This is a genomic window from Paenibacillus sp. FSL F4-0097 (assembly GCF_038593125.1).
Classification (GTDB): Bacteria; Bacillota; Bacilli; order Paenibacillales; family Paenibacillaceae; genus Paenibacillus_AQ; species Paenibacillus_AQ odorifer.
The window spans coordinates 3617561-3630671 of the sequence record NZ_CP151965.1; the positions used below are offsets into that span (position 1 = coordinate 3617561).

Here is a 13111-nt window from a genome sequence, read left to right on the forward strand (position 1 = left end):
CAGTACATTTTTGGAACATATGCCGGAGCATCCGATCGTATTTAATCTAATCTTTCAAAGCTCACAACTGGGTGATATTTACACGATACTGCTCATGCTAGATCAGCAGGGCGATTTCAGCCAACCGTATTATTTTGAACGTGAGATGTGCCAGATTAAAAAATATAACTATGTGCATCCTTGAAAAATCAATTACGGCTTTGATCGGCCCCTCCGGTTGCTGGAAATCAACCTTGTTGCGAACGATAAATCGAATAAATGATCAAGATCAGGATATGAGAGTGGAGGGAGGCGTCCAGATTTCGGGATATTCAATCTTTAATAAAGAGATACGAGCAAATGTCGCAATGGAAATGGTTCTTATTCTCCTATATTCGAAGTGAAGTCCATATAGCTGCACATCCAGTGATAATACGGTTTATAGAACCGTCGCTGGCCTAAGCAAAAGTAACAAAGCCTGACGGATTCATATCCGCCAGGCTTTATTCAATTAAGAGCCGTAAACCTCGAAATCGAATATTGAATATCCGTATACGGTCCCTCTAGCAGTACACAGCACTCTGACGTAACGTCCGCTATTTGCGGTAAATGTAATATCGTCAATAGAACCATTACCGGTCGTTGTTACGTAAGTATCCGTCCATGTTGTTGCGTCGTTAGACACCTGAACTTTGTAGCCTTTAGCGTAAGCATCTTCCCAATTCAACTTGACGCGGTTCACACTTTGGGTTGCACCCAGATCGACGTAAATCCATTCATTGTTGCTTCCTTCCATGCTCGCCCAACGGGTAGTGGAGTTGCCGTCTGTTGCTTTGGAAGCTTCAAATCCTGCACCTTCGATAGAGCTGGCTACCGCTGTCTTACCTAGCGCAAGGTTGGTGTTGTCAGGAGAAGTTGCACTTGTAGTTTCTGTTGCGGTATTGCTGTTAGCAGACAGGTTGCCTGCAGCATCGACAGCTTTCACCGTATAGCTGTAAGCTGTCGATGCGGTAAGTCCGGTATCGCTGAAGGATGTGTCTGTAGGTGCGCCTACTTCCACGCCGCCACGGAAAACCCGATAGCCTGTTACACCGACATTATCTGTGGAAGCAGTCCAACTCAGATTAATTTGGCTGCTTGAAACTGCTGTTGCGGTCAGATTCGTTGGATCCGAGGGAGCTTGTGCATCCGCTGCACTGTAGGTAGGCTTCCACCAGTTCCCCGAGATGAACAGTAGGTTCAGCATGTTAAAGGAGTCGCTGAAGTAACTTTCCTTTTTGTTCTTCATCCAGTCCCAACCGGCATTGACCCAAGCTTGATGCGTGCTGGTAGTCGTCGCTGCGGAGATGAAAGGCGCTACGAATACCGCTGTTGCATAAGTACCGCGATTCGAACCGTTCAGTTGGTAACCGTCCTTCACATTGTTCGGATTGTTGCCTGTTTTTCCTTTGATCCATACCACCATTTTATTAGCGATATCCTTACCGCGGGTATCTCCGTACAAGGCGTAATCCATTACGATCCGAAGTGGTACACGGCTTGCATTGTAGTTGTATTCATTTGTTTCAGGGAACTCTTCCAAATAGTTTGGGGGAGCCGGCTTAGGCGGGTTGCCTACCACGAAGTCCGATATCAGACCTGTGCTAGACGAATAAGCTGCTGTAAATTGGCTGTATACGTTATACAGATTGTTGATGACATTTAGCCAAGTTGAATCTCCAGTTACTTCATTGAAAGCCCGTAGATGGCTGAGCATCCAGTCGGAGGGACGGGTATTCAAGGCGCTCTTCGTATCCCAGTCACCAAGGTTCAGCCTGTTGTTAGTTGTCACATTGCTAAGCTTAATAGCGCCAATCATCTTTTTGGCTTCAGCCAAATAATTGATCGTTCCGGTCGAGCCCCATTGGCGATCAGCTAGAATAAGGGAGTAAGCGATATCGAGGTCCCCGTCTGTTGCCGAACCGAAGTGCCCTTGAGCCCCAGTACTATCTGCTACTACCCATCCCATCAGGTTCGGGTTGTTAGAGCTCTTGAACGCTCTAGCCGTTTTGAACAAACCGTCATAGATTGTTCTGGAATTCGTATCGTAACCGGCCATAAGCACGGTAATGACCATACCGTATCCTTGGCCTTCCGATGTGCCTAGCGGATCGAAGCCGTCCGCTTCGCCAGTAATGTCACCTTTTACATAGTATCCTCCAGGCAGCGAGGACAGGTTGTTTTTAAGATAAGTAGCCTTCCAGTAGTCATAGTAGGAAGCTACAGAACTATTCAACGAGGATTGACTGACGTGGTTTGGTTTAATGATACCCGGATAGCTGACTTGTTGAGGAAACGGTTTCAATTCACCCGCTCCATGAGCTTTTGGTTGAAGCGGTGCAGGTGCGGCTAATGTCGATAGAAGCATAACCGCCGAAAGCATAACAAGTAACATCACTTTCATTGTGCCTGAGGTCGATTTCAATGAGTACATAAAAATTCCTCCTTAAGTGATGGTTAGTTTAATTAACGTCAATGAATTCTCCTTCCCTATAGAATGATCTCCAAAGTAAAACGCTTAACAATAAGTGCTACACACGCTTATAATGTTTAAGCGCTTTAACTTTAGGGCGGAAGTGACATTTACTTATATGCTGAAAAAGATATGGAGATACGTGCTTCATTAGGGAATCATCGCATCCTCAACGTTACTATTAACACTTTCATTGTGCCCGAGGTCGATTTCAATGAGTGCACAAAAATTTCTCCTTAAGTGACGGTTTTTAATTAACGTCAATGAATCCTCCTTCCCTATAGTCTGATCTCCAAAGTAACACGCTTAACAATAGATGTTATTTAAGCCTATAAAGTTTAAGCGCTTTAACTTTAGGGCGAAAGTGACATTTGACTTATATGCTGAAGAGATTTGAAGATATGCGCTTCAATAGGAAATCATCGCATCCTCAACGTCACTTTTCACCTATAGGTAGAAATTGCTAACCCAGCAGCATTACTTATGCTCAAATGTATCACAACTATTTTCGCCGTGTCTAGGTGTTTGTGAATAAAATTTAAAAATTAATATCCATAAATAAAAGCGTTTACACCAAACGACAGTTCCTTTTTAAGATATTGATCCCCTAGTACACACAAAGTTGCGAACTAGGACTGTTTTTTTATAAGTCAAATTTGTTCTAATTTAGTCTAAATAAGCGCTTACATTAGGGGGTGGCTAAACTTACAATAATGTCTAACCATTTAAATTTGGGAACTTCTCCTGCAACGGGGAAGAATTTCACTGTCATGGCTTTCATGCAAAGCTAGGTTGAATATTGGAAAGGGGGCTGTCATGGGGATTACAAGACGAAAACCAACAGTGATTATCTTGTTTACCGCTCTGATTGTTCTTGCTTTACTCATGTTGGGCTTAACTAACAAAAAGGCGGAGCTGCCTGAAAACTGGATATTTACCGTAGATGGATATGCAGTAACAGAGGAAGAATTTCATTTCTATGTAACAGAGCAAAGAGCTGTAACAGCAGACTATTTCTTCAGAACTTATGGGGCTCAAGTAGATGAGGGCTTCTGGACACGTAAATACGGCAAAAATCATGAAACCCCCTCTGAATACGCCAAAAATTCTGCGATGACTGCATTGCTAAAAACCAAGCAGGAGCAATTTATTGCAGATGAGCGGGGGGTCGCCCCTTATAAAAGCTTTGATGAGCTAGAATCCGACATGGATGATGAAAATGTTAAGCGAGCTAAGATGGATGATTCAGGAGAGACATACTATGGGCTGCCTCAGTTTGATTTATATCAATACATGCAATATTTAAGTGGCGCCCGTTGGCCGGATTTGGTAGAAACCCAGGTTAAGAAAACGAAAATGAGCAACGCGGAGTTACAAGTTGAGTATGCATCAAAAAGTGCGGAATATACTCGTGTTGCTGATAAATTAACGGCTGCGTTAGCGACAACGGGGCAGGCCAAGGAAGAGAAAGTGCTAAATCGTTTGGATATATCCAAAGAAGATACCGAGTCTCTTAAGTTCTGGGAGTCATTAGCTGCTGCTACTGTAGGTGAGACAGTAATCGGTAAATATATGGACGAGGATGTCATTGCCACATTAATCACAAAACCGGAAATCACCAAGCTTAAACTGGAAGAAGTGAAAGATTCCATTATATACGAATGGGCGGAATCTGACTTGCGAGCGTTAATTACAAATACGAATAAATTGAAGATCGTGTATAACGGTAATCGATTCAGTGAATTAGTAGTGAACTAGAATAGTTAGTTTTTAAGTTTATAAAAATCTATGTCTATTGAGATTTCCACAGATACAGATTTTTTATAAAGTATAAATTTATTAATTTCAAAGGGAGGAAATTTTGGAATGATACGATCGAAATGGATGCAAAAAGCTTTGTCGATAGTTACGGCAACAACGTTGGCATTCCCTGGTCTGTTCGGCTTGGCGCCTTCATCTGAAGTATCAGCTGCGGGAGGGGGCGAATCTTTTGACTCCGTTGTACTAGAATTGACACAAGCCGCAGGTCAGGCAGGCAGGATAAATCTTTCCTATAAAGGTTCGCCTTTAAGCAGTCTGGTTAAAGGACCGGTTATTGACGAGGTAAGTTATGATTCCAGCAATTCGCATCTTTTAACTGTTAATAATCAGGGTAACATTACTTTATCTAACGGTTATACATTTGCGTCGCCAGGTGCCCCGGGCGTCCCGGTGACAATCACGGCAACGGCAGGTTATTACCCTGACTCAGAAGTGTTATTCATGGAGGACTTCGAGAACAACAATGGTCCGATGACATCTATGAGCAAATTAGGCTCGTCCTTCACGCTGTCCGATGCACAGTCCCGCTCTGGATTGAAAGCGATTACACCTTCGGATGATACGAATAATGAAAAGGTAGCCCAAGACGTGGCATTGCCGGCTGGCAGCAATTATAAGATGACGGCATGGTATTTTGACCCGTATCCTAATGAGGAGAAGACTGCGACGGATAGAACGCAATTTGCTATTGTAGATGGCAAAAATGCCACCTTTGCCGGGACATTCTATCAAAGTTCAGAGGCTGATGTTATTCATAACCCGACGAAATATACTTGGGCTTATGCACCATCATCAGCGGGTACAGCAGGCAACCGTTGGAAAGATAGCGGGGCTTTACGTTCCACAGGCTGGCATAAATTCGAGTGGCTTATTACACCGAATGGTGCGACGTTACAAATAGACGGAACATTAATATCCGATTCAGCGCAAAGTGATATTTACAAAGCTATGAAAAGCGGTACAACCATTCAGCCTAAAATAGCTGGAGGATGGAATAGCCAGTCAGGGAACAAAGCTTATATTAAAAATAAACATCTAATTGACGATTTTTATGTTGTAAAAGATGTGGCTACAACAACAGGTACCAGAACATTAACAGTGAATTTGGTACCTCCCGGCGGATTGCCAAATTTAGAAATAATCACTCAGCCAACAAGGGCAGAAGTGAAACAAAGTGAGACAGCAACATTTAGCATTACGGCATCAGCCGCTGCTACTGCTTATCAATGGTATGTATCTGATGACGAGACTGGCTTGAGCGGGACAAAAGTCAGCGGAGCTGATAAGGCAGTATTAACACTTTCCAATGTGGACGCAGCTTCACAACAAGGCAATTTTTATTATTGCGAAGTCTCCTCGGCAGAGGGAGTTGTGGTGAAATCCCATGCTGTACCGTTGTTGATAACCACCAATACGCAGGTAAATGCACCAATTAATCCAACGCTTGACTCGGATACGGGTATTTATAATGGCGCTTCCAATTACGGCGATACCCTTGTAACGCTGTTCAAAGACGGTGGACCTGTTGGTTATTATTTATCGAAAAATGGGGGGCCCGACCAGCCTAACAATCATGAAAGGCATCATGTTCTGCCCTATGCAAGGGCACTGGGAGTGGGCAACTACACTGTTACAGCTATTGTCATAAATAATGCGGGAGATATCAGTGAAGAAGTTGCAGCATCCGGAATATTGAAAATCGAGAAATTGCCTACACCGGCAAATGCCAGATGGAACGGCACATACGCTACATGGGATCGCGTCGCTAACGCATCTGCCTATTCGGTTCAACTCTTCAGTAATGGAGTGGTTAATGGAAGCCCGATTGCAGCGACAAGCAATGATACGGCTTTGTCTCCGACTTTAAACGATACCTTTAAAGTAAAGGCAAACGGCAACGCAACGTCACGATTCTTGGACTCTGATGAATCAGGGGAGAGTGCACAATATTCAGCGAACATTGCGCTAATTCGCCAGAACGATACATTACGGGCAGGAGATAGAACGCGGTTAATGGTTGACACAGCTGATGTGTTCGTTGCTGATAACATCAGCTTCAGTCCGGCGGATCAAGACAAGAATAAGATTGAAGTTGATGATGCCGGATTCGTGACGGTTAAGAAAGGTTATATTCCGACAGGGAACGAAGAAGTTACTGTACATGTGAGCGTTGATTACTTCAATAAGGCTGACACTAAATTTTACGATGGATTTGAAGGGGAGAAGAAATTTTCAAATGGTGCGAACGGATATATTCACAGCGATGTGATGTCCCGTACCGGAGGAAAGGCCGCGACATCAAGCGGCGCCGGTCAGGTGGCGACTGTTCCAGGTACCTATAATTACGCCCCTGCAACCGGTAAGACAACAATCGTTACTGCTTGGTACTATGATGATGGCAGAGCGGCTTCCAATGACCACGCTGTCTTTGGCTTAACCCCATCGTCCAATGAACATATCGCAATAAATTATGGCAATGGAGATGGTGACTGGACGGCAAATCTGACCAATTACGCAGTCAGACCCGGTTCATCCGGGAGATTCTATCCTGTAGATGTCAAGCGAAGTGAAGGCTGGCATAAATTTCAATGGTTCGTTACATCAACAGGAACAACCTATAAAATTGACGGACAAGACATTCAAAGGCAATCAACAGCTGGCGGAAATTTTGATACCCTAGTTAAGAACAATATTTCCAAGATCGATGCATTGCAGCTTGCTACGAACTGGGGCAACAAGGCTGGAACGGTTAAGGATATACAGAACAGGCACTTTATCGATGACGTATATGTTATCGATAGTGGAATAACAGCCCAAACCGGAACATCTTCTATTACGCTAAAGCTTTTGCCCAAAGAGTATAGCCACTTGGAAGACAGCACATATGTTATGGGTCTGGACGACTATAATATCACCGTAAATCCTGATTTAGCAGATCTAGCTGGAGTGGAGATCGGCGCTGTAACACTGCAGCGGGATGTGGATTATACGGTTAGCGGTAATGTATTGAAAATTAACAAAGAATCATTCGCAAGAAATAATATCGTGCCGGGGAAATATACCGTTAGACTTGATCTGTATCCTGCCGAAATCACATTCGAGTTGAACATTGTACCCCTTGAAGTCCGTGATTATTATTTCTCCAATAACGGTGACGATCATGCAGATGGACGCACACCGGCTACAGCATGGAAATCAATCTCCAAAATTAATGAATATGTATTTATGCCAGGTTCAACCATTTATCTGGATGCGAATAGCGTATGGAATGAACAAATCAGACTGCGTGGCAATGGTGAGGAAGGAAATCCGATTACGCTTACAAAATATAATACGACCGACCCTAATCAACGCCCGGTAATTAATGGTGGAGGAACAGCGTCGAGCCCATCTGGCATTTCCTTAAACGGTACCATTGAGTTATATGACGTTAACTATTGGATTGTCAGTGGAATTGAAGTAACGAACATCGGCAATGCGGCAGGTGACGGCCGTTCCGGTATCGCTGTAATGTCACGGATTTCCAAGCTGGGACAAGGACAGTTTAATATTCAAGATTATGCTGATGCTCGTATGCAAGGAATCGTCATTCGAGATAACTATGTTCATGATGTTAATGGGCTGCACCAAGCAAATGGAGCAAGTAAGGTATCCGGCGGCATCATTATTAATGGTTATGTAGATATATTGGTTGAAAGCAACAAAACCCTTCGTTGTGATAACGAAGGTATTCGCAATAATGCCTACGGGCCAAGCAATCCAGGGACTAATAACACAGGCATTACTTGGAGTAACTCAAGCTACCCTTGGGCATCCAACGCTGTGTTTAGAAACAACTGGGTTTCTAGTTCGGTTGGAGATGGCATTGTCATGTCCGGCGGGAACAACTCCCTTGTGGAACGAAATGTGGTCACAGACAACGGTTATAGCTATTTAAGCGATAAGAGCGGCAATCTGGTTACGAACTGGGGTCCAAATAATACAACACCAACATATCTAGGTTCGCAAAACTATGCAGCAGCGTGGATTATGGCAAGTAAAGGCACCATCTTCCGCTATAATGAAGCTGTGGATAACCCTTATCATGCAAGTAATGACGGTATGGCTTGGGACATTGACAACTATTGTCAGGACAATGTGTATGAATACAATTACAGCCGAAATAACTATGGTGGTTGGTACTTACAGATGAACGCTGCCAAGGGCAATATCGTTCGCTATAATATTAGCGTGAACGACGGCCGCAGCCCGGATTTTAACAAGAGTTTTAACAGTCTAATATTGCTTGCAGGAGGTTCTTCAACGAGCGAGGAATTAAGTGGCTTATACTATAACAATGTTATCGTCACACCATTGAAGAATAGCAGTTCGTTAGTATTTGACCCAACAGCCTCCAACTTGCACATTTATTTCCAAAATAATATATTTGCCTACACTGGGGCAAACAACCAGGTTGGTCTGAAAGGCGGGGGAACATCAGCTCCATTTGCAACCGGACGGTTTACAAACAACATTGTATATCCGGCTAATCTTTTTGGCAGCATGAACGCAGGTGGAGGCGGATATCTAGGTGCAGGCGTAACAGCAACAGACAACCGCTATGTAACGGAAGAGGAACTAAATTCTATATTAAATGATTATAAATCTGCGCCGGAACATTGGATTACCAACAGCGGAACAGTGGATGCCAAACTTGATTACAGTGCGATGAACGGGTTCCGTCTTGCTGACGGTAATAACCTGGCCTATGGTGCAGGTGCTGAGATTGTAAGCCCATATGTGGATCGCGCGAACGCTCTGCCTCATATGACGGAGAGAACAGACTTCTTTGGCAATCCACTTAGCGGCAGAACGCCTTCCATCGGCGCACACAACCCTTATGCGGTAACTTTTGATTCCAATGGTGGCAGCGAAGTTGCGATGAAGTTCGCTGATCTGGGCGAGACAATTACCGAGCCAACAGCGCCGACAAAAGAAGAAACTGTTTTCGGCGGTTGGTATCAAGATGCAGGATTAAACGATGCCTGGGATTTCGTTGCTGATCCTGTTACAAGGGATATTGGATTATATGCGAAATGGGTTGAAGACGCAGGTACGGCACCAACGATTACGACGAATTCGCTTGCGGATGGCAAGGTCGGACAACCTTATTCGGCAGTTCTTACGACTGAAGGCGATAAGCCTATCAAATGGGCCGTTGTAGAGGGACAATTACCATCAGGATTGAGCTTGGATGAAGGTGCAGGTGTTATCTCTGGTACACCGGATCAGTGGGGTCAATTTACGTTCAAAGTTCAAGCAAATAATGACGCAGGCAGTGACACAAAACCGTTCAATATAGTGATCACTAAAGATGTCTCAGTTGACACAGCTCCGGGGATTATCACTAAGAATTTGCCAAGCGGAAAAGTTGGACAACCGTATACGGTAACACTAGCGGTATATGGCAGCGAACCGATTACTTGGAAGGTCCAGGGAGGAGATTTGCCAGTAGATTTGAACCTAGATGAAGCAACAGGCGTTATTTCGGGTACACCTCAAGAGACAGGATATTACGAATTCACGGTTGCAGCAACGAATGACTTTGGTATAGATGAGCGAGTATTGAGCATCGAGATTAAAGAGGATAAGCCAGTTGTTACAGCTCCGGAGATTATCACTAAGAATTTGCCAAACGGCAAAGTTGGACAACCGTATACGGTAACATTAGCAGTATACGGCGACGAACCGATTACTTGGACAGTAAGCGATAATTATTTACCTTTTGGGTTGAATTTAGAAGGAGCTACGGGTGTTATTTCAGGCGTGCCTACTGAAGCGGGAACTTACAAATTCAATATTACGGCTTCCAATCATGCTGGCATGGATACGATAGAGTTAACTATTGTAATTACTACAAATGACAGTGGTGGCAATAATGGCAATAACAATGGCGGCAATTCAAATGGCCACAGCAGTACGCCGACTCCTTCGCCAGAGTTATCAGTAGCGGAGCGTATTGATGCTACAATCAAAGAGAAGCTGAAGAAGGGCAATTCCATTGAATTGACGATGTCAGCCGGAAAAGATGAGCTTGAGATTCAAAGCGATACGATCGGTGCGATTATTAAAGCTGACAAACCGCTAATCGTTACGAATGACACCTTATCTGTTGAATTGTCCGCTGAATTGTTGAAGCAATTGAATACAGGAAAGCGGATGAAGGTTGTTATTAAACCTGTAGATGAAAGAGACGGAGCTATAGGGCGGGGATATGAATTGAAGATCTTCGCGGATGGCCGGGAAGTAACGGATTATACAGGGCTTATACCCGTAATCTTCGATCTGTCAAAAGAGAAGTTGTCGACGAACGATCTTAGCATGTTATGCGGTGTCATGCTTCGATTGAACGGTAATATGGAACGTTTAGGCGGCAACTATGACCATGAGACAGGTAAATTTACCTTCAAGGCAAAAGGACTAGGCTATATCTTCGTTACAACCAAGCCTGAACCTGTGAAATTGGAATTCACTTTAGGGAAGACAGGGTATAAATTAAACGGAATCGAAATGAGTATGGATGTTGCTTCGATGGTAGTTAAAGGCAGAACGTTAGTGCCACTGCGCTTCGTTGCTGAGAGCTTAGGAGCAAATGTAAGCTGGGATAACGTTATGAAAACCGTAATGATTACCTTGAAAGGTCAGACTTTGTCGATTAAGATCGGTGAACTTGCACCAGGAATGGATGTAGCAGCTGAACTTGTAAACGGTCGTACTATGATCCCATTACGTTTCATTGCTGAGTATTTTGGTGCAAATATATTCTTCGATAATACTTCGAAATCTATTAGTATCATGAAGTAGTATTCCTAAAATTAGCAGCTACGCACGAAACCCTCTAACATGCACTGTATGTTAGAGGGTTTTCTAGTGTGCGCCAGGCATGGACGATAACTTGGCAGTGAAAGTCCGCACGAACTATATAATTGTCTTAACTGGAAACAATTCTTTAGATTGTGTTAATCTGTCTAATAGTGAACTCGATTTAGAGAGAGGGAAGTTACTTGAAAAGAAACGTGTTATATATTGAAGATAATGAGAAGATAGGCAGTTGGGTAAAGGAAGAATTGGAACAACGAGGATTTTCAGTACAATGGCTCCTTTCTGGTGAAGGAGCTGAAAAAGAAGTGAATCAGCATGAAATCGTTATTTTGGATATCATGTTACCCGGTTTAGATGGATTTACTGTGGGAAAACGATTAAAAAAGGCAGCTCCTGCTGTTCCTATTTTGCTGTTAACTGCTCGAACATCGATAGATGATAAGGTAGAAGGGTTACAATTTGCTGATGACTATTTAACGAAACCATTCCATACGGATGAATTAGTTGCTAGATTAGAAGTACTAATCCGTCGAAAGGGCGGAACACATTCCGAACGTATTTCATTAGGGAAATATATTGAAGTAGATCCAGAAGTTCAAATGGTATTTGACAAACACACAGGAGAAGAAATTATATTGACAGGGAAACAACATCATATTTTGATGTACTTCTTACGCCACCCTAATCAAGTTTTACCAAAAGAACAAATTTATGAAGCCATTTGGGAAGAAGCTTATATCACAGGTGATAAAACATTAATGGTACATATTCATCGACTGCGTCAAAAGCTGGAACGTCATCCAGACTCCCCAGAGATTATTGAAACGTTGAAGGGAATAGGCTATCGGGTGAAACTATGAAACAGACTAAATCATTATTTCGTCGTTTTCTAAAAGGACATTTTCTATTTATCTTTTTACCTCCGATCATACTTATTTTCTTATCTGCGTTCATTGAGTCTCCTTTTAATGAAGAAGAGCTGAATAAGTTAAATTATTTTTACGTTGTACTTCTTTTGTTTGGTTTTATTATTGTCGCATTTGTGGTAATCTCTTGGATTTTCTTCTTGAGACTTCGTAAACGTCTTAACCGCTTACAGGATGTCATGTCATTTTCCGCTAATCATAATTCATTTCCTAAACCAATAGTTGTTCAAAGTGATCGTATGGATGAAATAGACCAGTTAGGCAGTTCTTTTAATTGGATGATTCAACAGCTTGAAGACAGTCGCAAGCGAGAACATGAAGAGGAATTGTTACGACATCGACTCATCGCGAATTTATCTCACGACTTACGAACACCGCTTACCATTTTGAGAGGACATGTCACCCGATTAAATAAAGAATCATTGAGTCTAGAAGGACAAAACTCATTATCAGAGATGAACCATACGATTACTAGAGTCGGAGATCTAATGGATGATTTACTTTCCTATACATTGCTTACATCAGGAAAACATCCTTTTGAGCCCATTTCAACAGATATTGGACGTTTAGTAAGAGCATCTGTTGCTGCGTGGTATCCTGTATTTGAAGAAAAAGAAATCCAGATCGAGGTTGATTTACCGACAGAGGCGACTTTTTATTGGGAAGTAGATCCTAAATGGATGACACGGGTTCTTGATAATTTATTTCAGAATATTCTTCGACATGCAGCAGAGGGGAAATATGTAAGCATTGGGGTTGATGTAGAAAAAGAACAGATCATTGTTGCAGACAGAGGTCCAGGTATGGATAACTCATCCTATGAGCGTGGGGCGGGGATTGGTTTATCGACTTCAAATTATATGTTAAAAAAAATGAAACTGAAAGCTGACTTTACATCAAATGAAAATGGCACAAGAGTAGCTATTGGTAGAGAGAGCTTAACCTAAAGTTAACCCAGAAGTAAATAGCAGGATAACCGAGATGTAACTTTGCTTCTTTATAATTAGAACCA

At 42.8% G+C, this 13111-nt stretch carries 6 protein-coding genes and 1 pseudogene; 5 read left to right on the forward strand and 2 right to left on the reverse strand.

Annotated elements, in window-relative coordinates:
- Nucleotides 1-10: 10 nt before the first annotated feature.
- Complete coding sequence (locus MHH86_RS16155; protein ID WP_162164256.1) at nucleotides 11-184, forward strand: hypothetical protein; 174 nt, start codon at nucleotides 11-13, stop codon at nucleotides 182-184.
- A 306-nt stretch (nucleotides 185-490) separates the two neighbouring features.
- On the opposite strand, the gene MHH86_RS16160 is transcribed toward MHH86_RS16155, so the two are convergent.
- Complete coding sequence (locus tag MHH86_RS16160) at nucleotides 491-1207, reverse strand: discoidin domain-containing protein (RefSeq protein WP_244886518.1); 717 nt, start codon at nucleotides 1205-1207, stop codon at nucleotides 491-493.
- A pseudogene (locus MHH86_RS16165) lies at nucleotides 1184-2332 on the reverse strand (glycosyl hydrolase family 8); the annotation flags it as partial. The pseudogene MHH86_RS16165 and the gene MHH86_RS16160, both read right to left, overlap by 24 nt.
- 951 nt (nucleotides 2333-3283) lie before the next feature.
- Between MHH86_RS16165 and MHH86_RS16170 the strand changes: the two are divergent.
- The 4 genes from MHH86_RS16170 (at nucleotide 3284) to MHH86_RS16185 (ending at nucleotide 13046) form a co-directional block, all read left to right on the forward strand.
- Complete coding sequence (locus tag MHH86_RS16170; protein ID WP_342479359.1) at nucleotides 3284-4249, forward strand: hypothetical protein; 966 nt, start codon at nucleotides 3284-3286, stop codon at nucleotides 4247-4249.
- Between the two features lie 108 nt (nucleotides 4250-4357).
- Entirely contained in the window at nucleotides 4358-11155 is a 6798-nt protein-coding gene (locus MHH86_RS16175) for a stalk domain-containing protein (protein ID WP_076143633.1), read from the forward strand.
- A 200-nt stretch (nucleotides 11156-11355) separates the two neighbouring features.
- Nucleotides 11356-12033, forward strand: a complete 678-nt coding sequence (locus MHH86_RS16180; RefSeq protein ID WP_076143631.1) for a response regulator transcription factor — start codon at nucleotides 11356-11358, stop codon at nucleotides 12031-12033.
- On the forward strand, nucleotides 12030-13046 hold the full coding sequence (locus MHH86_RS16185) for a HAMP domain-containing sensor histidine kinase (RefSeq protein ID WP_342479360.1): 1017 nt from the start codon (nucleotides 12030-12032) through the stop codon (nucleotides 13044-13046). The genes MHH86_RS16180 and MHH86_RS16185 overlap by 4 nt, the downstream gene beginning before the upstream one ends.
- The last annotated feature ends 65 nt before the right edge of the window (nucleotides 13047-13111 follow it).